Below are 19,414 nucleotides of genomic sequence, written 5' to 3'. Positions count from 1 at the left end.
AGAGAATCACGGCGCAGCTTTCCGGGCGGAGCCGTGCGGCCGGGGAGGGCCGCGCGGAGGGGAGAGAGCGATGCGCCAGACCGCCCTGCGGACGATTCCGGATTTCATGGACCGCAATGCCGAGGAATTCGGCACGGCCCCCGCCTATCGCGAGAAGGAATTCGGGATCTGGCAGGAATGGAGCTGGGCCAAGGCCCGCACCGAGATCGAGGAGATGGCGCTGGGCCTGATCGCCCGCGGCATCGAGATCGGCGAGCATGTCGCGGTGATCGGCCGAAACCGCCCGCAGCTCTACATGTCGATGGTCGCCGCCCAATGCGCGGGCGCGATCCCGGTGCCGCTCTACCAGGATGCCGTGGGCGAGGAGATCGCCTACGTGCTGCAGCACTGCTCGGCCAAGTTCGTCATCGCGGGCGACCAGGAGCAGGTGGACAAGGTGCAGGAGGTGCGCGACCGCATCGAGGGGCTGCGCCACATCGTCTATCTCGACGGACGGGGGCTGCGGAAATACGACCATTCCGAAATGTCCTCGATGGCCGACCTGCGCGAGACGGGGCGCGGCGCTGACCGTGCCGAGATGGAGCGCCGCCGCGCCCAGCAGACCGGGGCCACCACCTGCGTGATGCTCTATACCTCGGGCACCACCGGCAAGCCCAAGGGCGTGGTGCTGAGCCACGACAACATCGTCGCGACCTCGAAGGCCTCGGCGGAGTTCGACCATCTGCGCCGCGACGACGAGGTGCTGGCCTACCTGCCGATGGCCTGGGTCGGCGATTTCATCTTCTCGATCGGCCAGGCGATGGTCACCGGCTTCTGCGTCAACTGCCCCGAGAGCGCCGACACGGTGATGCAGGACCTGCGCGAGATCGGGCCGACCTATTACTTCGCACCGCCGCGGGTGTTCGAGACGCAGCTGACCAACGTGATGATCCGGATGGAGGATGCAAGCCCGCTGAAGAAGAAACTCTTCGACAGCGCGATGGCCCATGCCAAGACGGTGGGGCCGAAGATCCTCGACGGCAAGGACGTGCCGTTTCTCGACCGCGTGAAATACCGCCTCAACGAGATCCTCGTCTTCGGTCCGCTGAAGAACACGCTGGGTCTGAGCCGGGTGCGCGTGGGCTATACCGCGGGCGAGGCGATCGGGCCGGAGCTCTTCGATTTCTACCGCTCGATCGGGATCAACCTGAAGCAGCTCTACGGCCAGACCGAGGCCTCGGTCTTCATCACCCAGCAGAAGGATGACGAGGTCCGCGCCGACACGGTGGGCACGCCCACGCCGGGGGTGGAGCTGAAGATCGCCGAGACGGGCGAGGTCTTCTACCGCTCGCCCGGCAGCTTCCAGGAGTATTACCAGAACCCCGAGAGCACCGCCTCGACCAAGGATCCCGAGGGCTGGGTCGCGACCGGCGACGCGGGCTTCATCGAGCCCGAGACCGGGCATCTGCGGATCATCGACCGGGCCAAGGACGTGGGCAAGATGGCCGACGGCGCGCTGTTCGCGCCCAAATTCGTCGAGAACAAGCTCAAGTTCTTCCCCGAGATCTACGAGGCCGTGGTCTTCGGCAACGGGCGCGAGAAATGCGTGGCCTTCCTGAACATCGACCTAACGGCGGTCGGCAACTGGGCGGAGCGCAACAACCTCGCCTACGGCTCCTACCAGGAACTGGCGCAGCACCCCCGCGTGATCGAGATCATACGCGGCCACGTGAACAGCGTGAACAGGTCGGTGGCCGAGGACGAGATGCTGGCCGGCTGCCAGGTCCATCGCTTCCTCGTGCTGCACAAGCAGCTGGATGCCGACGACGAGGAGATGACGCGCACCCAGAAGGTCAAGCGCCGCACGATCGAGGAGAAATACGCCGATCTGATCGAGGGGCTCTATGCCGGCGAGGACGAGGTCTACACCGAGACCGAGGTCACCTACGAGGACGGCCGCAAGGGGAAGATCCGCGCCACGGTCAAGCTGATCGACGCCGAGGTGGTGCCGGTCAAGGCCAAGCCGGTGACGGTTCAGGTGGAGGCGGCGGAGTGAGGTTGCTCACCTACCCCTCTTCGGCCAGATATCTCCGCAATGTGGGAATTTTCTTGGATTTTGGGCCGAGTTCTCGACGCTTTCGAGCGCATCGGAGACGTGATGGCGCGGTGGCGGGTCTCACTCCCGACCGCAGCGTTGGCGGTCATCATCCCGATGTTCGCGTCATCTCCAGGCTTAGGTATCACTGCCCAATACGTTTGGGTGGCCGTTCCGACACTCGCGATAATGGGGCGGCTGATCCGAAATGGAGGCTTCTATATGCCAACCGAGGCCGAAGTCTTTCAATTTCAGCGGATGAGCCTCCCGTTCCTTGCCGGACTAATCGGTATTATTGTGGCAAGATGGGAAGCGAGTGGCGTAATGGCGCCTTCTTTGACCTCCGGCACGGATCTTCTTCCACCAATCTGATCAGACGATCCAAGCCTGTATTCGAGGCCCCTACTGCATCCATCAGATGGGCGCGGGAATTCGCATCGCGCCCGACGCGGAGGCTCCCATGCTAGACGCAAACCCCACCACCACCGCCGACGGCCGCACGATCGGCGGCACGGTCCTCGACCTGCGCAACATCACGCTGCGCTTCGGCGGCGTGGAGGCGATCAAGGACATCTCCTTCGACATCCGCGAGGGCGAGATCCGGGCGATCATCGGGCCGAACGGCGCGGGCAAGTCCTCGATGCTCAACGTCATCTCGGGCTTTTACGTGCCCCAGGAGGGCGAGGTCTGGTTCCGCGGCAAGCGGCGCCCGCAGATGAAGCCCTACCAGGTCGCGCAGCAGGGCATCGCGCGCACCTTCCAAAACATCGCGCTCTTCGAGGGGATGAGCGTTCTGGACAACGTGATGACCGGGCGGCTGGGCTACATGAAGACCAACATGCTGAGCCAGGCCATCTGGTGGGGGCGCGCCCAGCGCGAGGAGGTCGAGAACCGCGCCGCCGTCGAGCGCGTCATCGACTTCCTGGAGATCCAGCATATCCGCAAGACGCCGGTGGGCCGCCTGCCCTACGGCCTGAAGAAGCGGGTCGAGCTGGCCCGCGCGCTGGCCGCCGACCCGAGCTTGCTGCTGCTCGACGAGCCGATGGCTGGCATGAATGTCGAGGAGAAGGAGGACATGTCCCGCTTCATCCTCGACGTGAACGACGAGTTCGGGACCACCATCGCCCTGATCGAGCATGACATGGGGGTCGTCATGGACCTGTCCGACCGCGTGGTCGTGATGGATTACGGCCGCAAGATCGGCGACGGCACCCCCGACGAGGTGCGCAAGAACCAGGACGTGATCGACGCCTATCTGGGGGTCGCCCATGACTGAGGCCGCGCGCCGCCCGAAGGCGCCGGGGCTCTGCCCCGGATGCCGAGGTAGTTCCGGCCAGAGGACGGTTCGGAACATCGCGCCCGTCCGTCCGGTTGGGTTTCCGATACAAAGGAGACCTGCACATGAGCAATCACCACGACTGGATCAAGAAGACGCTGGCCGACATCCTGGGCGAGGACCGGGGGCTGCCGGATTACACCATCCAGCGGCTGGAGGGCTTCCGGCCCGAGGATCTGGACGCGCTCAGGATCAACGAGAAACAGGCCGTGTTCGACGCGATGAAGCAGGCCGCGCATTCCTCGCGCGATGCCCGCGGCGCGACCACGGCCGAGGACGGGCAGACCCGGCCGCCGCTGGTGGACGGGGATATCGACTGGGGGCTGCGCGCGGCGAAATCCGCGCTGGAGGCGATCCCCGCCGGCAAGCGGTCGGAGAAGGCCAACGAGCTGCTGGCCGCCTGCACTTGCCCCGCGGCGACCGGTCCCAATCCGGGGATCGACGGCGGCAGCTCGGCGCATCGCGACCCGGCACCGGCGCTCGACCGCAATATCGGCTCGTCGGAAAAGCCCCTGCCCAACTGACCCGCCCCGCCGCTCCGGCGGCGCGTCCCATCATCCGCGGCCCGTCCCCCGGCACCTGCCGGGCGGCGGGCCGTTTCACGTTCGGAGGTGCCCGTGCCTGACCAGTTTCTCTACGGCGTGGAGGTCGCGCTGAACGGCCTGATGGCGGGGGTGATGTATTCGCTCGTCGCGCTGGGCTTCGTGCTGATCTTCAAGGCCAGCGGCATCTTCAACTACGCGCAGGGCGTGATGGCGCTCTTCGCGGCGATGACGCTGGTGGGCATCCAGTCGGGCCAGGTGCCCTTCGCGCATCTCATCAACGCCACCTTCGGGACCGAGATCCACCATTTCGGCTGGGAGGTGCCGGCGCTGGCCGCGATCCTGCTGACGGTGGTGGTGATGATCGGCTTCGCCTGGGCGGTGAACGCCTTCATCTTCAAGCATCTGGTGAACCAGGAGCCGATCATCCTGTTCATGGCGACCATCGGGCTGGCCTATTTCCTCGAAGGTGTGGCCGACCTGATGTGGGGCTCCGAGATCAAGACGCTGGACGTGGGCCTGCCGCAGGGCGCGAGCCTCTGGCTGGAGGAGAATACCTCCTTCCTGGGCGGCGAGGGCTTCTACGGCTTCTTCATCGACAAGCTCGACATCGTGGCCACGGTGATCGCCGCGCTGCTGGTCGCGGGACTGGTGATCTTCAGCCAATACACCAAGCAGGGCCGGGCGCTGCGCGCGGTGGCCGACGACCACCAGGCGGCGCTGTCGGTGGGCATCTCGCTCAACTTCATCTGGGTGCTAGTCTGGTCGATCGCGGGCTTCGTGGCGCTGGTCGCGGGCATCATGTGGGGCGCGAAATCGGGGGTGCAGTTCTCGCTCTCGCTGATCGCGCTTAAGGCGCTGCCGGTGCTGATGCTGGGCGGCTTCACCTCGATCCCGGGCGCCATCGTCGGCGGGCTGATCATCGGCGTGGGCGAGAAGCTCTTCGAGTTCCTGATCGGCGCGCCCTATCTGGGCGGCGCGACCGAGAACTGGTTCGCCTACGTTCTGGCGCTGGTCTTCCTCGTGTTCCGCCCGCAGGGCCTGTTCGGGGAGAAGATCATTGAACGGGTCTGAGCCCCGGCGCCTCACCTGCCATTGCGGCAGGGCCGAGCTGCGGGTGACCTTGGCCGAGCCCGCCAGCGCGGCGCGGCGCTGCGACTGCTCGTTCTGCCGTCGCAGGCAGGCGGGGAACGTGGATGTCCGCGACGGTGATATGGAGGTGGTTCGCGGCGAGACGCTGACCCTCTACCAGTTCGGAACGCACACGGCCGAGCATTACTTCTGCAGCGTCTGCGGCTGCTACACCCATCATCGACGCCTGTCGGACCCGTCCGTCATGGGCGTCAACGTGGCGGGCCTCGACGGTGTGAACCCGCGCGCGTCCGAGCCGATGCCCTGGGTGGACGGCGCCGACGCGGACGAATTGTCGGGGGCGGCCCGATGAGCGGGCCTGTCGCATCCGGACGCGGGGTGTTCTGCCCGGCCGCCGATCCGTTGGCCGCGATCACCGGGAAAGACGGAAACCGGGATTCGGGTCTTCTTCGTGGTCCCGCCCGCAGGGGCGCCTCGGGGAGAAGATCATTGAACGGGTGTGAGGCGGCTCAGAAGAGGCCGGTATCGGCGATGGCCATGACGACGATCAACACGAAGCCCAGGACGATCAGGCCGCCCAGCGCCAGCGCGCCGACCTCGGTCATCGCGAGAAGCGTCGTGCCGCCGATCAATCCGCCCAGCGCCAGCATCCAGGTCGGGATGCCGGCCAGCCTCGTGTTCGAGCGGCGGGGTGGGCGGGCCTGCGGCACCGGGCTCAGCAGCCGCGCCTTCAGCGTCGCGAATTCCTCCGCCGTGATCTCCTCGCGGTCGCGCAGCTCCAGCAGCTTCTGCAGCTCAGAGGCGGGTGTGGCCATGTCCAGGTCTCCTCGGTCGGTCGAACCGACGGGACCCTGCAACGCGAGAATGGCACAAATTGGGCAATCGGCCCGCACGCAGACAGGAGGCCGAAATGCTCTATCGTGAGGCCGGCGACTTCAAGACGACCTACACCGCCGACAGCCAGACCTTTCCGATCAAGTTCGACCGGCTGGGCTATTGGGTGATCCTCGCCATCGCGGTGCTGGCGCTGCCCTTCCTGGTGACGGATTACTGGGCGAACGCGGTGCTGGTGCCCTTCCTGATCTACGCGATCGCGGCGCTGGGGCTGAACATCCTCACCGGCTATTGCGGACAGGTCAGCCTCGGCACCGGGGGGTTCATGGCGGTGGGGGCCTACTCCGCCTACAAGCTGATGACCGGGTTCGAGTGGATGGACATGATCACGGTCACGCTGCTCTCGGGCCTGATCACGGCCGCCGTGGGCGTGCTGTTCGGCTTGCCCAGCCTGCGGATCAAAGGGTTCTACCTCGCGGTGGCGACGCTGGCGGCGCAGTTCTTCCTGGTGTGGATGTTCAACAAGGTGTCGTGGTTCTACAACTACTCCGCCTCGGGCCAGATCAGCGCGCCCGAGCGCGAGATCTTCGGCATCCTCGTCACCGGCCCCAACACCGAACCCTGGGCGCAGTACTTGTTCTGCCTGCTTTTCGTGGTGGTCCTGGCCTGGGTCGCGCGCAACCTGACGCGCGGCACGGTGGGGCGGAAATGGATGGCGATCCGCGACATGGACATCGCCGCCGAGATCATCGGCGTGAACCCGCTGCGCGCCAAACTGTCGGCCTTCGCGGTCTCGTCCTTCTTCATCGGGGTCTCGGGGTCGCTCTTCTTCACCGTCTATCTGGGCGCGGTCGAGGTGGGCGAGGCCTTCGGCATCCAGAAATCGTTCCTCGTGCTCTTCATGATCATCATCGGCGGGCTGGGCTCGATCTTCGGCAGCTTCGCGGGCGCGGCCTTCCTGGTCTTGCTGCCGGTCGCGCTGAAGCTCTTCGGGGTCGACCTGCTGGGCTGGCCCACGGATATCGTCGCCCATCTCAACCTTGTCATCGTGGGCGGATTGATCGTCTTCTTCCTGGTGGTCGAACCGCATGGGCTGGCGCAGCTCTGGCGGCTCACCAAGGAGAAGCTGCGGCTCTGGCCGTTCCCGCACTGAATTCCGGCGGGCATTCCGGTGCCCGCCCATAAAGGCCGCCCAAGCGGTCGCATCGGACAACCAAGGGAGGAATACCGATGATGAAGAGACTAGGAGCCCTGACCGTGGCCGCCATGATGGCCGCCGCGCCGGCGATGGCCGAGCTGGTCATCCCGGACCTGAGCTACCGCACCGGCCCCTACGCCGCCGGCGGCATCCCGTTCTCGGACGGCTACCAGGACTATTTCACGCTGCTCAACCAGCGTGACGGCGGCATCGGCGGCGAGCCGGTGCGGGTGCTGGAATGCGAGACGGGCTACAACACCGAGAAGGGTGTCGAGTGCTACGAGTCCACCAAGGGTGAAGGCGCGCTGGTCTATCAGCCACTCTCGACCGGCATCACCTACCAGCTGATCCCCAAGGCCGCGGCCGACGGCATCCCGCTCCACACGATGGGCTACGGCCGGACCTCGGCGCGCAACGGCGAAGTGTTCAACAACGTCTTCAATTACCCGGCCAATTACTGGGACGCGGCCTCGGTGGCGGTGAACTACCTGCTGGACCAGAACGAGGGCTCGCTCGACGGCAAGACCATCGCGCTGGTCTATCACAACTCCGCCTACGGCAAGGAGCCGATCCGCACCCTGCAGGCGCTGGGCGAAAAGCACGGCTTCTCGCTGACCGAGATCGCGGTGGACCATCCCGGCCAGGAGCAGAAGTCGCAATGGCTGCAGATCCGGCGCGAGCGTCCGGATTACGTGCTGATGTGGGGCTGGGGCGTGATGAACCAGGTCGCCATCCAGGAGGCCGCGAACATCAACTACCCGATGGACCAGTTCATCGGGAACTGGTGGGCCGGGGCCGAGCATGACGTGACCCCCGCGGGTGCGGCGGCCGACGGCTACCTGTCGCTCAACATGAACACGCTGAACCCCGATCTGCCGGTCTTCGACGAGATCCGGGCGCAGGTGGTCGATGCGGGCATGGCCGCGGGCGACGGCTCGAACGTGGGCAGCGTGCTCTACACGCGGGGCATGTATGCCGCGATGCTGGCCGCCGAGGCGATCCGCAAGGCGCAGGAGATCCACGGCGTCTCGGACATCACCCCCGAGATGATGCGCGACGGGATGGAGGCGCTCGAGATCACCGCCGCCCGCATGGAGGAGCTGGGCATGCCGGCGATTGGGCCCGAGTTCTCGGTCTCCTGCCAGAACCACGGCGGGTCGGGCGAGGGCCTCGTGCAGCGCTGGAACGCATCCGAGATGCGCTTCGAGCCGCTGACCGACTTCATCAGCCCCGACCGCGAGATCATCGATCCGCTGATCGAGGAGGACTCGATGGCCTACGCCGCCGAGAACAACATCACGCCCGGCTGCGCCGAGAGCTGATCGACACCGCGCCCCGGCCGCCACGCGCGGCCGGGGCCCCTCGCCTTCGCCTTGCCGCCCGGGACCCGGGCCGCAGCGCAAAGGCGACGCCCAGGAGGGAACGACATGCTGGACCAGGCACAGACGGCGCCGGAAGCCGCAGCCGAGACGGGCGAGGCCCTTCTCGAGGTCAATAATATCGAGGTGATCTACAATCACGTGATCCTCGTGCTGAAGGGCGTCAGCCTGTCGGTCGCCAAGGGCGGGATCACCGCGCTTCTGGGCGGCAACGGCGCGGGCAAGTCCACCACGCTCAAGTCGATCTCGAACCTGCTGCGTTCCGAGCGGGGCGAGGTCACCAAGGGCTCGATCCTCTACAAGGGCGAGCGCATCCAGGACCTGTCGCCCGCCGACCTCGTCGAGCGCGGCGTGGTGCAGGTGATGGAGGGCCGCCACTGCTTCGAGCACCTCACCATCGAGGAAAACCTGCTGACCGGCGCCTACACCCGCAAGGACGGCGCCAAGGCGACGCAGGACGACCTCGAGCTCGTCTACAGCTATTTCCCTCGCCTCAAGGAGCGCCGCCGCAGCCAGGCGGGCTACACTTCGGGCGGCGAGCAGCAGATGTGCGCCATCGGCCGCGCGATGATGGCCCGCCCCGAGATGATCCTGCTCGACGAGCCGTCAATGGGCCTCGCCCCGCAGCTGGTGGAGGAGATCTTCGGCATCGTGAAATCCCTCAACGAGGACGAGGGCGTCAGCTTCCTGCTGGCCGAGCAGAACACCAATGTCGCGCTGCGCTTCGCCCATCGCGGCTATATCCTCGAGTCGGGCCGCGTGGTGATGGACGGCCCCGCCAAGGAGCTGCGCGAGAACCCGGACGTGAAGGAATTCTACCTCGGCATGTCCGAGGAAGGCCGCAAGAGCTTCCGCGACGTGCGCTCCTACCGCCGCCGCAAGCGTTGGCTGTCGTGAGCGTCGCCGAAAAGGTCACCTGCCGGACGCCCAATGGCGGTGCGGCCACGAACATCCCCGCGTGGAAATTCGACGCCTGCCGCGCCGCGCTGCTGGCCGAGCTGGCCGCGAACGAAGCCGTGCGCGCAGCCGACCTCATCACCGGGGCGACGGCGCGGCTGGCGGCGCGCGACCGGGACCGGCTCGGCTCGCCCGGCTGGCACCTGACCACCACCCGGCTGGAGCTGGAAGTGCGCGGCGAGATCCGCCGCGTGCCCGGCGCGCCGGTGCGGCTGGCGCTGCCGTGACCGCCGGCGCCGCCCTTCGCCGCCCGACCCCGCGCGGTGCGGGGGCGGCCTGATGCGCGCCTTTCTCGGCCTGCCCGTGCCCGAGCCCTGGATCGGGCCCCTGATGCGCGCCCAGGGCCGCATCCCCGGCGGGCGGTCCGTGCCCGCCGACGACTTGCACCTGACCCTCGCCTTCCTCGACGACCAGCCCGAGGCCCGGCTGGAGGCGCTGCACGACGCGCTGGAGGCCCGCGCCGCCCCGGCCGTCACCCTGACCGCGACCGGCTATGCAAGCTTCGGGTCCAAGCGCGCGCGGCTGGTCGCGCTGGACGTCGCCGCCACGCCCGAGCTCTCGGCCCTGCGCAAGCGCATCCGCAACGCCTGCCGCGGCGCCGGGATCGACCTGCCGCGCGAACGCTTCCGCCCGCATGTCACGCTGGTGCGCTTCCCCGCCGCCGCGCCACCCGACCCCGCCCGCCTGCCGCGCGCGCTGGCCGGGCTGGGCCTGCCCGAGATGGCCCCGGCCGAGGCGCGGCTGGCCGTGCTCTGGGGGTCCGACCTCACCCCCTCGGGGCCCGTCTACACCCCGCTCGCGCAATATCCCCTGCGGGCCGCGTGATGGCCGGGACCCCCGCCGCCGCCGCCGCATTGGCCTCCGGAAGGAGGCGCCGATGAGCCGTCAGGAGATCGTGGACGCCCTGATCGAGCACCAGGGCCAGCTCTATTCCGAAGCGATCGGCGCCAATTTCGCCCGCGACACCCCGCAGGAACTCTTCCACTGGCTGATCGGCGCGCTGATGCTCGCCGCGCGGATCGACAGCGGGCTGGCCGTGGCCGCGGCGGCGAAGCTGCGCGAGGCGGGGCTGCACAAGATCGACGCCATCCTCGACGCCGATGACGCGCGCCTGATCGAGGTGCTGACCGACGGCGGCTACGCCCGCTACCGCGAGGTGACGACCGGCTATCTGAAGGAGACGGCGGCGTGGGCGCGGGACAGCTTCGACGGCGACCTCCGCGTTTTGCGCGACCGGGCCGAGGATGCCGACGCCCTGCTCGAGGCGCTGCAGGGCGCCAAGGGCATCGGGCCGATAGGCGCCGCGATCTTCGCGCGCGAGGCGCAGCTCGTCTGGGACATCTTCCATCCGCGCGCGGATGGGCCGGCGCTCGATGCCGCGCGGGATCTCGGCCTGCCCGACGACGCGGAGGCGCTCCTGAAGCTCGCCGGCGGGCGGGAGCGCTTCGTGCGGCTGATGGCGGCGCTCACCCGCGCAGCACTCGACGGCCCCGCCGACGCCGTCCGGGCGGCCCGATGAGCGCCGCGCGCCACAGGACCCGCGGCAGCGCGATCCGCCGCGTCGCGCTGCGCCTCGGCCGGCAGCTGGAGCGCGGCCTGGAACGCATCGGCGCCCGCCGCGGCGCCGAGCCGGTGCTGGAGGCCTATTGCGGCTATGCCGAACCCGACGCGCTGGTGCTGCGCGGCCGCGTCCTGACCCATCTGCGCGAGGCCCATCCCGACCCGCGCCAGTCGCGGCTGACGAACCTGCGCCAGATGGCTTCGCTGTTCTTCACCGACGAGGTCGCGGGCGTCACCGTGACCGGCGGCGGCACCACCGCGATCAGCGACGCCGAGGGCTACGTCACCCTGCGCGTTCCGCCGCGCCGCGCCGACGTGGCCGCGGGCAATATCTGGGCCGGCGTGCCCGTGATGGTCGAGGGCCGCCCCGCGACCGAGATTGCCTTCCCGGTCCGGATGCCCGCGCCGTCGGCCACGCATCTGGTGATCTCCGATATCGACGACACGATGATCGAGACCGGCGCGCATTCGCTGGCGCGCAACCTCTGGACCACCTTCACCGGCTCCGCGCTGACCCGCACCGTGCATGACGACGCGGTCCGGCTGATGCGCGCGCTGGAAGCGGGGGGGCGAACCCGATCTTCTACGTCTCCTCCTCGCCCTGGAACCTCTACCGGTTCCTCGACGCGCTCTTCGCGCGAAACGACGTGCCACGCGGGCCGATGTTCCTGCGCGACCTGGGCCTGACCGAGGATGGCGTGGGCGCCAGCCACGGCTCCCACAAGGGCGCCGCCATCGACGCGATCCTCGCCGCCAATCCGGATCTGCCGGCCTACCTGATGGGCGATTCCGGCCAGAAGGACGCGGCCGTCTATCTCGATGCCGTCCGCCGCCACCCGGGCCGCATCCGGGGCGTCGCCCTGCGCGAGCCCGCGCCCGGAACGGGCGACAACGATGCCGCCGCCTTCGCCGCCATCGCGGCGGAGGGCGTGCCCTGCTACCACGCGCCCGATTTCGACGGGGCGCTCGACCATTGGGGACTGTCATGAGCCATTACGACGATCTGGAAACCCGCAGCGCCGACGAACGCGCCGCCGCGCAGCTCGCCGCGTTGCGCAAGCAGCTGGCCCAGACCTCGGGCGCGCCGGGCGGGCTCGCCCCCGACGACATCGAAAGCCTCGACGACCTCGCGCGGCTGCCCGTGCTGCGCAAATCCGAACTCGTCGAACGCCAGGCCGCCCGCCGGCCCTTCGGCGGCATCCGCGTCTCGAACCTCGCCCAGATCTTCCAGTCGCCGGGCCCGATCTACGAGCCGGGCGGCGTCACCCATGACTGGTGGCGCATGGGCCGCTTCCTGCATGCCTGCGGCATCGGCACGACCGATATCGTGCAGAACTGCTTCGGCTACCACCTGACCCCCGCCGGCCACATTTTCGAAAGCGGCGCGCGCGCCGTGGGCGCCGTGGTCGTGCCCGCGGGCGTGGGCCAGACCGACCTGCAGGTCCGTGCGGCGGCCGATCTGGGCTGCACCGCCTATGCGGGCACGCCCGACTATCTGAAGGTGATCCTCGACCGCGCCGAAGAGATGGGCGAGATGCTGTCCTTCACCCGCGCGGCCGTGGGCGGCGGCGCGCTGTTCCCCAGCCTGCGCCAGGAATACGCGGATCGCGGGATCGCGTGCCTGCAATGCTACGCCACCGCTGATCTTGGCAACATCGCCTACGAGTCCCAGGCGATGGAGGGAATGATCATCGACGAGGGCGTCATCGTCGAAATCGTCCGCCCCGGCACCGGCGACCCCGTGGCCGAGGGCGAGGTGGGCGAGGTCCTCGTCACGTCGCTCAACCCCGATTACCCGCTGATCCGCTTCGCCACGGGCGACCTGTCCGCGATCCTGCCCGGCGCCTCGCCCTGCGGCCGGACCAACACGCGCATCAAGGGCTGGATGGGCCGCGCCGACCAGACCGCCAAGATCAAGGGCATGTTCGTGCGGCCCGAACAGGTGGCCGAACTGGTCGCCCGCCACCCCGAGATCCGCGCCGCCCGCGTCACCGTCACCCGCGAGGGCGAAATGGACGCGATGGCCGTACAGGTCGAGGCCGATGGCGGCGACGAAGGGGCCTGGGCCGAGAGCGTGGCGCAGGTGCTGAAGCTGAAGGGCCGGGTGAGCCGCGTGGACAGTCTGCCCAACGACGGGAAGGTGATCGACGATCAGCGGGATTATGGCTGACGCGTGATCGCACAGCCGTAATTTCGCAACAATTCTCGCCTATCCGACCGGTCAGTGACGAGTCGGGTAGAATCTTATGACCGCGTATATTTCGGAGGTTGATTACGACGGCGGCGCGGCCTCCAACTTCGTCGAGGTGGTCCTTTCCAACAATTTCAACCCTGCGGATTTTCAGTTGATCGTCTATGATACGGACGGGACGATCATCGAGACCTTTTCGCTCGGCTCGGTCGTTCAAAGCATTGACGGAAAGAACGTCTTCCTAATCGACTCCGCCGATCCGAACTGGGTCGATCTTCACAACAACGAAGCGCTTGCGCTCGTGAATACCTCGTCCGGGACGGTCGAGCAGTTCATCGGCTTCAAGGACACCATCACCGCCATCGAAGGCCCGGCATCGGGCATGACGACGACCTCGGCTGGCGAGCACAGCGGCGGCCAACAGTCGCTCCAATCCACGGATGGCGGCAGCAGCTATCAAACGACCTCCTCGTCCAACGCCGGAACGATCACCTGTTTCGCGCCCGGCACGCGGATCGCGACGCCATCGGGTGCGGCATTGATCGAGCATCTACGCCCTGGCGATCCGATTGTAACTCTCGATGACGGCGCGCTGCCCGTCATCATGGTCCGCCGTCGCGAGGTGCTGGAGGCCAATGAACCGAACGCCGGTCCGATCAGGATCGCCGCAGGCGCGCTGGGTCCCGGACGGCCCGAACGGGACCTGATCGTTTCACCACAGCATCGGATACTGGTGGGCGAAATGGGACAGGTTTCGGGTTGGCGCGCGGGCGGGGCGCTGGCTCCGGCGAAAGCGCTGACTGAATTGCCGGGTGTCGAAGCCACACGCGGCTGGGTTCGCCAGATTTGGTTTCACATACTTCTGCCGCGCCATTCGGTGATCGAGGCAAACGGCGCGTGGACCGAGTCGCTCTTGCTCGGGCGCGAGGTCCTCCGCGGTCTTGGCGGCAGGGATCGCAAGCAGTTGCGAGGCCGGGCGCCCGGCCCGTGGCCAATCCCGTCGGCCCGGCCATGTCCCGGGCCCAAGGCCTTCGCCCGCATGATGTGCCGTCTCGTCTGAGGGCACCCCGGTCCCTGCCCCCTACCCCCTGAGCTCCCCCCCGTCGCCTTCACGACCTTCTCGACCACCTTCGCCGCGACCGCCTCGATCTCCTTGTCGGTCAGCGTCTTCTCGGTCGGCTGCAGCCGCACGGTCAGGGCCAGCGACTTGCGCCCCTCTCCAAGCGAACCGCCCACGAACTCGTCGAAGACCCGCACCTCCGCGATCAGCGCCTTGTCGGCGCCCTGCGCGGCCTGGACCAGCTTCTGGGCCTCGACCTGCGCATCCACGACAAAGGCGAAGTCCCGCTCCACCGCCTGCAGGTCGGGCAGCGCCAGCGCCCCGCGCGAGGTGGTCTGCGACTTGGGCTGCGGCACTTCGGCGGGAAAGACGGTGAAGCCCACCGCCGGGCCCTTCACGTCCAGCGCGCGCAGGATCCGGGGATGGATCTCGCCGAATTCGGCCAGCACCTTCTTCGGCCCCAGACCGATCCGGCCCGAGCGTCCCGGATGCCACCAGTCCGACGCGCCGTGGAAGACCTGCGCGCTTGCCGGCGCGCCCAGCGCGGCCAGCACCGCTTCGGCATCGGCGCGCGCGTCGAACAGGTCGACCGCGCGGCGCGTGCCGTGGACGTTCTTCGGCCCCGTATGGCCTACCTGCAGCCCGGTCAGGCGGAAGCCCTGCTCGCCCGGCTCGCCGCCCGCGAAGGCGTGCCCCGCCTCAAACAGCGCCAGGTCCGCGAGGCCGCGCGCCTGGTTGCGCGCCGCGGCCTGCAACAGGCCCGGCAGCAGGTCGGGGCGCATATGGCTCATGTCGCTGGAGATCGGGTTCTCCAGCCGGGTCGCATCGGTGCCGCCGCCGAACAGCGCCGCCGCGGCCGCGTCGATGAAGCTGTAGGTCACGCATTCGTCGTAGCCGAGCGACGCCGCCGTCCGCCGCGCCATCCGCTCGCGCTGCTGCTGCGGCGTCAGGACCGGGCGCAGGACCTGCGCAGGCCGCGTCATCGGCCGGCCCTGCAGCTTCGTCAGCGACGCGATGCGCGCCACCTCCTCCACCAGGTCCGCCTCGCCCTGCACGTCGGGCCGCCAGGACGGCACATGGGCCAGGTCGCCCTCCAGAGCGAAGCCCAGCGCCTCCAGCGTGGCGCGCTGCTCGGCGGCCGGGATCGCCATGCCGACCAGGCTCTCGACCCGGTCGGTGTCCAGCCGGTAGGCGCGCGCCGTATCGGGCACCGCGCCCGCGACGACCATCGCCGAGGCCTCGCCGCCGGCCTGCTCCAGGATCAGCGCGACCGCGTGGTCCAGCCCCTCGGGCGTGAAGGCCGGGTCCACGCCCCGCTCGAAACGGTAGCGCGCGTCGGAATTGATCTTCAGCGCGCGTCCGGTATGGGCGATCTGCACCGGGTCCCAATAGGCGCTCTCGACGACCACGTTCACGGTGGCCTCCGTTACGCCGGAATGCGCCCCCCCCATGATGCCCGCGATGCTCTCGACGCCCGTGTCGTCGCTGATCGCGATGGCGCCCGCGGGCAGGGTGTAGTCCTTCTCGTCCAGCGCGGTGATCGTCTCGCCGCCCGCCGCGCGATGCACGCGCAGGTCGCCCTTGACCACGTCGGCGTCGAAGACGTGCAGCGGCCGGTTCAGGTCGTAGGTGAACCAGTTGGTCACATCCACGAGGAAGCTGATCGGGCGCAGCCCGATGGCGCGCAGCTTGTCCTGCAGCCAGTCGGGGCTGGGCCCGTTCCGCACGCCCCGGATCACGCGCAGCGCGAAGACCGGGCAGCCGTCGCGCGTGTCCGCGTCGATCGTGACGCCCACCGGGCTGTCGAAGGCATCCGCCACGACAGGCGTCTCCAGCGGCTTCATCACGCCCAAGCCCCGCGCGGCCAGGTCGCGGGCGATGCCACGCACGCCCAGCGCGTCGGGCCGGTTCGGCGTGATCGCGATCTCGATCACCGGGTCGACCTTCGCGGGCTCGTGTTCGGCCAGCCAGTCGGTGAAGCGCTGGCCCACCTCGCCCGAGGGCAACTCGATGATGCCGTCATGCTCCTCGGACAGCTCCAGCTCGCGCTCGGAAGCCATCATCCCATGGCTCTCCACGCCGCGGATCTTGCCCACGCCGATGGTCGTGTCGATGCCCGGCACATAGACGCCGGGCTTCGCCACGACGACGGTGATCCCCGCCCGCGCATTGGGCGCGCCGCAGATGATCTGCGTCACACCCTCGTCCGTCTCGACCTGGCAGACGCGCAGCCGGTCGGCATCGGGATGCTTCTCGGCCGACTTGACGTAGCCCAGGGTGAAATCCTTCAGCCGCGCGCCGCGATCCTCGATCCCCTCGACCTCGAGCCCGAGATCGGTCAGCGCCTCGGCGATCTGGTCGACCGTGGCCGAGGTCTCGAGATGGCGCTTCAGCCAGGAGAGCGTGAATTTCATGGTCGGGCGTCCGTTGCGACTGGTTCGGGAGACCGCCTAGCCGATGCCGCGGGCGGATTGAAGAGCGCGGCGCGCCGCGGCCCCGCGGATCAGGTTAGCCCGAACCCGATCCGCCGCGCGCGCACCGGGTGCCCCACCAGCATGTCGTCCACCGCGCCCTCGTCCACGCCGCCATGCGCCAGGTAGAAGCGATGCGCGGCGGCGTTCTCCTCCAGCACGGTCAGGTAGGCGCGCGCGAATCCCGCCTCCGCCAGCGCAGCCTTTATCGCCGCGAGCAGCCGGCCCCCGGTGCCGCCCCCGCGCAGGCCGGGGCGAACATGCAGGTTGTCGATCAGCGGCGGGTCGCGGTCGGTCAGCGCGCAGGCGAAACCGGTCATCTCCCCGCCGGCCTCGGCCACCAGCGTCAGCTCCGGCGCCGCGAAGCGCCGCGCCGCCCATTTCGCCGCCATGTCGGCGGGCAGCTCGTCGCGCAGATAAGCCGCCGGCAGCACGCCCGCATAGCTATCCTGCCAGGAGGCCAGGTGCAGCGCGCAGATCGCCGCCCGGTCGGCCTTGGTCGCGCGCCGGATCATGCCGGCGCCACCGCGCAGCCCAGCGCCACCTCGCCCGGCTCCAGGACCGAGGCGCACCAGCCGCCATGGTGGCGCATTGCCTGGTAGCCGCCCGGCCCCAGCGCCGCCTCCATCCGCGAGCAGGGCGCGCAGGGCCCCCTCGATCCGCAGAAGCGCATCACCGATCCGGACCGCCCGTCCCCGCAGTGTGGCGAGGTTGATCCCCGAGACCACGAGGTTCCGGCGCAGCGCCGCCGGCGTGACCGTGCCGTCGCAGAGCGCGGCGATGACCGGCAGATGCTCCGCCTGGATCAGCGTGACCGCACGCTTGCCGGACCGGGCGTGGTCTCCCGCGAGCCCCTCCGCCGCGATCCCGGCCGCGTCCACCGCCCGCATCTCCGCGCGGCGTTCGGGGCGCAGCCCGATCCAGTCCACCCGCCCGGCGCGATGCTGGCGGGTCATCAGCCCGCGCAGCTCGCTCACCGCGCGAAGACCGCGTCCAGGATCGCCGACAACTGGCGCGCGTCCTCCGCGTCGAAGGCCTCCGGCCGGTCGCTGTCGATATCCAGCACCGCGATCAGCGCGCCGCCGCGATCCCGCACCGGCAGCACGATCTCCGAGCGGGTCGAGGACGCGCAGGCGATATGGCCCGGAAAGGCGTCGACATCCGCCACGATCTGCACCTCGCCCGTGCGCGCGCAGGCCCCGCAGACGCCCCGGTCGAAAGGGATCTGCAGGCAGCCATGGCCGCCCTGGTAGGGCCCTATCTTCAAAAGCCCCGGCGCGGTCACGCGGTAGAAGCCGGTCCAGTCGAACCGGTCGTCGGCGTGATGCAGCTCGCAGGCCAGCGTCGCCATCAGCGCGACCGCGTCGTCCTCGCCCTCGGTCAGCGCGGCGATGGTCTTTGCGCGCTCGGCATAGTCGATCCGTGTCATGTTGTCCTCTGGCCGGAAATACCTCGGGGGGGTCGGCGCAGCCGACGGGGTGCGGCGCCCCCCTGCCCCGCTCAGACCCGCTCGATCGCGATGGCCGTGCCCTCGCCGCCGCCGATGCAGATCGCGGCCACCCCGCGCTTCAGGCCCCGCGCCTCCAGCGCGTGAAGCAGCGTCACCATGATCCGCGCGCCCGAGGCGCCGATCGGGTGGCCCAGCGCGCAGGCCCCGCCATTCACGTTCACGATCTCCGGATCCAGCCCCATCTCCTGCATGAAGGCCATCGGCACCACCGCGAAGGCTTCGTTGACCTCCCAGAGATCGACATCGTCCTTCGCCCAGCCGATCCGCTCCAGCAGCTTCCGCGCCGCCGGAACGGGCGCGGTGGTGAACAGGCCCGGCGCCTGCGCGTGGCTGGCATGGCCCAGCACCCGCGCGCGCACCGGCAGGCCCTCGGCCTCCGCCACTGCGGCCGAGGCCATCACCAGCGCCGCCGCCCCGTCCGAGATCGACGAGGAATTCGCCGCCGTCACCGTGCCGCCCTTGCGGAAGGCGGGGTTCAGATGCGGGATCTTGTCGGGCCGCGCGGTGGCGGGCTGCTCGTCGTCGCGCACCACCGTCTCGCCCTTGCGCGAGGTGACGGTATAGGCCGCGACCTCCGCCCCGAACCCGCCCGAGGCGATCGCCTCGGTGGCGCGCGAGAGCGAACGCAGCGCGTATTCGTCCTGCGCCTCGCGGGTGAACTGGTAGGTCTCGGCGCAATCCTCGGCGAAGGTGCCCATCAGGCGGCCCTTGTCATAGGCGTCCTCCAGCCCGTCGAGGAACATGTGGTCGATGGCCTGCCCGTGCCCCAGCCGCGCGCCGGCGCGCATGCCGGGCAGCAGGTAGGGCGCGTTGGTCATCGACTCCATCCCGCCCGCGACCATCACGCCGGTCCGGCCCAGCGCGATCTGGTCATGGGCGATCATCGCGGCCTTCATCCCCGAGCCGCACATCTTGTTGAGCGTCGTGGCAGGCACGGTCTCGGGCAGCCCGGCCAGGAAGCCCGCCTGCCGCGCCGGGGCCTGGCCCTGGCCCGCCGGCAGGACGCAGCCCATCAGCACCTCTTCGATCCGCTCCGGCGCGACGCCCGCGTGATCCAGCGCCGCGGCGATGGCCGCGCCGCCCAGCTCAGCCGCGCTGGCCTGCGCGAGCGCGCCCTGGAACCCGCCCATCGGCGTGCGCCGGGCCCCGGTGATGACGACCTGTTCCATGTCCGTGTCCGCTTACCATTTGCTAAGGATTGGCGCCTAGC

The 19,414-nt window shown here is 69.1% G+C and carries 17 protein-coding genes and 2 pseudogenes; 14 read left to right on the top strand and 5 right to left on the bottom strand.

Annotation, left to right across the window (positions count from 1 at the left end; all coding sequences use genetic code 11):
• Positions 1–70: 70 nt before the first annotated feature.
• From P8627_RS10860 to P8627_RS10840, 5 genes are all read left to right on the top strand, one after another.
• Positions 71–2,035, top strand: coding sequence for an AMP-binding protein (locus P8627_RS10860; RefSeq protein WP_279964114.1), 1,965 nt, complete (start codon positions 71–73; stop codon positions 2,033–2,035).
• A 499-nt stretch (positions 2,036–2,534) separates the two neighbouring features.
• The gene (locus P8627_RS10855) at positions 2,535–3,350 is read left to right on the top strand and encodes an ABC transporter ATP-binding protein (RefSeq protein ID WP_279964113.1); all 816 of its coding nucleotides are present in this window, start codon (positions 2,535–2,537) and stop codon (positions 3,348–3,350) included.
• A 125-nt stretch (positions 3,351–3,475) separates the two neighbouring features.
• Positions 3,476–3,934, top strand: a complete 459-nt coding sequence (locus tag P8627_RS10850; protein WP_279964112.1) for a hypothetical protein — start codon at positions 3,476–3,478, stop codon at positions 3,932–3,934.
• Between the two features lie 93 nt (positions 3,935–4,027).
• Complete coding sequence (locus P8627_RS10845; protein ID WP_279964111.1) at positions 4,028–5,026, top strand: branched-chain amino acid ABC transporter permease; 999 nt, start codon at positions 4,028–4,030, stop codon at positions 5,024–5,026.
• On the top strand, positions 5,013–5,396 hold the full coding sequence (locus P8627_RS10840; RefSeq protein WP_279964110.1) for a GFA family protein: 384 nt from the start codon (positions 5,013–5,015) through the stop codon (positions 5,394–5,396). The genes P8627_RS10845 and P8627_RS10840 overlap by 14 nt, the downstream gene beginning before the upstream one ends.
• A 157-nt stretch (positions 5,397–5,553) precedes the next feature.
• Here P8627_RS10840 and P8627_RS10835 read toward each other — a convergent pair whose 3' ends face one another.
• Entirely contained in the window at positions 5,554–5,859 is a 306-nt protein-coding gene (locus P8627_RS10835; protein ID WP_279964109.1) for an SHOCT domain-containing protein, read from the bottom strand.
• A gap of 95 nt (positions 5,860–5,954) precedes the next feature.
• Between P8627_RS10835 and P8627_RS10830 the strand changes: the two genes are divergently transcribed.
• From P8627_RS10830 to P8627_RS17015, 9 genes and pseudogenes are all read left to right on the top strand, one after another.
• Positions 5,955–7,031: a branched-chain amino acid ABC transporter permease gene (locus P8627_RS10830; protein WP_279964108.1), complete on the top strand. Its 1,077-nt coding sequence runs from the start codon at positions 5,955–5,957 to the stop codon at positions 7,029–7,031.
• A gap of 77 nt (positions 7,032–7,108) precedes the next feature.
• The gene (locus tag P8627_RS10825) at positions 7,109–8,398 is read left to right on the top strand and encodes an ABC transporter substrate-binding protein (RefSeq protein WP_279964107.1); all 1,290 of its coding nucleotides are present in this window, start codon (positions 7,109–7,111) and stop codon (positions 8,396–8,398) included.
• Positions 8,399–8,503: 105 nt separating this feature from the next.
• On the top strand, positions 8,504–9,352 hold the full coding sequence (locus P8627_RS10820) for an ABC transporter ATP-binding protein (protein WP_279964106.1): 849 nt from the start codon (positions 8,504–8,506) through the stop codon (positions 9,350–9,352).
• Positions 9,349–9,639, top strand: coding sequence for a DUF6958 family protein (locus P8627_RS10815; RefSeq protein WP_407932982.1), 291 nt, complete (start codon positions 9,349–9,351; stop codon positions 9,637–9,639). Before P8627_RS10820 ends, P8627_RS10815 begins: the two co-directional genes overlap by 4 nt.
• Before the next feature lie 52 nt (positions 9,640–9,691).
• A complete protein-coding gene (thpR, locus tag P8627_RS10810) occupies positions 9,692–10,237 on the top strand; it encodes an RNA 2',3'-cyclic phosphodiesterase (RefSeq protein ID WP_279964104.1) in 546 nt (181 codons plus the stop codon).
• 52 nt (positions 10,238–10,289) lie between these two features.
• Positions 10,290–10,931, top strand: coding sequence for an HhH-GDP family DNA glycosylase (locus tag P8627_RS10805; protein WP_279964103.1), 642 nt, complete (start codon positions 10,290–10,292; stop codon positions 10,929–10,931).
• Positions 10,928–11,961: pseudogene (locus P8627_RS10800) on the top strand (phosphatase domain-containing protein). The gene P8627_RS10805 and the pseudogene P8627_RS10800 overlap by 4 nt, the downstream one beginning before the upstream one ends.
• The gene (locus tag P8627_RS10790) at positions 11,958–13,142 is read left to right on the top strand and encodes a phenylacetate--CoA ligase family protein (protein WP_279964101.1); all 1,185 of its coding nucleotides are present in this window, start codon (positions 11,958–11,960) and stop codon (positions 13,140–13,142) included. The pseudogene P8627_RS10800 and the gene P8627_RS10790 overlap by 4 nt, the downstream one beginning before the upstream one ends.
• Before the next feature lie 76 nt (positions 13,143–13,218).
• A pseudogene (locus P8627_RS17015) lies at positions 13,219–14,025 on the top strand (Hint domain-containing protein); the annotation flags it as partial.
• On the opposite strand, the gene pheT reads toward P8627_RS17015, so the two are convergent.
• From pheT to P8627_RS10760, 4 genes are all read right to left on the bottom strand, one after another.
• Positions 14,016–16,637 (bottom strand): phenylalanine--tRNA ligase subunit beta, encoded by a 2,622-nt coding sequence (gene pheT / locus P8627_RS10780; protein ID WP_279964100.1) that lies wholly within the window; start codon positions 16,635–16,637, stop codon positions 14,016–14,018. The pseudogene P8627_RS17015 and the gene pheT overlap by 10 nt on opposite strands.
• 89 nt (positions 16,638–16,726) lie before the next feature.
• Positions 16,727–17,671: a GNAT family N-acetyltransferase gene (locus tag P8627_RS17080; protein ID WP_407932934.1), complete on the bottom strand. Its 945-nt coding sequence runs from the start codon at positions 17,669–17,671 to the stop codon at positions 16,727–16,729.
• Positions 17,668–18,123, bottom strand: coding sequence for a GAF domain-containing protein (locus P8627_RS10765; RefSeq protein WP_279964099.1), 456 nt, complete (start codon positions 18,121–18,123; stop codon positions 17,668–17,670). Before P8627_RS10765 ends, P8627_RS17080 begins: the two co-directional genes overlap by 4 nt.
• A 71-nt stretch (positions 18,124–18,194) precedes the next feature.
• Complete coding sequence (locus P8627_RS10760) at positions 18,195–19,373, bottom strand: acetyl-CoA C-acyltransferase (RefSeq protein WP_279964098.1); 1,179 nt, start codon at positions 19,371–19,373, stop codon at positions 18,195–18,197.
• Positions 19,374–19,414 lie beyond the last annotated feature (41 nt).

Origin of the sequence: Jannaschia sp. GRR-S6-38 (assembly GCF_029853695.1) — a bacterium.
GTDB classification, from domain to species: domain Bacteria; phylum Pseudomonadota; class Alphaproteobacteria; order Rhodobacterales; family Rhodobacteraceae; genus Jannaschia; species Jannaschia ovalis.
This window is presented reverse-complemented; position numbering and strand designations above follow the sequence as displayed.

Bases quoted from the DNA above. Each gene is read 5' to 3' on its own strand.
- P8627_RS10860 (WP_279964114.1), top strand. From the start codon at position 71: ATGCGCCAGACCGCCCTGCGGACGATTCCGGATTTCATGGACCGCAAT.
- P8627_RS10855 (WP_279964113.1), top strand. From the start codon at position 2,535: ATGCTAGACGCAAACCCCACCACCACCGCCGACGGCCGCACGATCGGC.
- P8627_RS10850 (WP_279964112.1), top strand. From the start codon at position 3,476: ATGAGCAATCACCACGACTGGATCAAGAAGACGCTGGCCGACATCCTG.
- P8627_RS10835 (WP_279964109.1), bottom strand. From the start codon at position 5,859: ATGGCCACACCCGCCTCTGAGCTGCAGAAGCTGCTGGAGCTGCGCGAC.
- P8627_RS10830 (WP_279964108.1), top strand. From the start codon at position 5,955: ATGCTCTATCGTGAGGCCGGCGACTTCAAGACGACCTACACCGCCGAC.
- P8627_RS10825 (WP_279964107.1), top strand. From the start codon at position 7,109: ATGATGAAGAGACTAGGAGCCCTGACCGTGGCCGCCATGATGGCCGCC.
- P8627_RS10820 (WP_279964106.1), top strand. From the start codon at position 8,504: ATGCTGGACCAGGCACAGACGGCGCCGGAAGCCGCAGCCGAGACGGGC.
- thpR (WP_279964104.1), top strand. From the start codon at position 9,692: ATGCGCGCCTTTCTCGGCCTGCCCGTGCCCGAGCCCTGGATCGGGCCC.
- P8627_RS10805 (WP_279964103.1), top strand. From the start codon at position 10,290: ATGAGCCGTCAGGAGATCGTGGACGCCCTGATCGAGCACCAGGGCCAG.
- P8627_RS10790 (WP_279964101.1), top strand. From the start codon at position 11,958: ATGAGCCATTACGACGATCTGGAAACCCGCAGCGCCGACGAACGCGCC.
- pheT (WP_279964100.1), bottom strand. From the start codon at position 16,637: ATGAAATTCACGCTCTCCTGGCTGAAGCGCCATCTCGAGACCTCGGCC.
- P8627_RS10765 (WP_279964099.1), bottom strand. From the start codon at position 18,123: ATGACACGGATCGACTATGCCGAGCGCGCAAAGACCATCGCCGCGCTG.
- P8627_RS10760 (WP_279964098.1), bottom strand. From the start codon at position 19,373: ATGGAACAGGTCGTCATCACCGGGGCCCGGCGCACGCCGATGGGCGGG.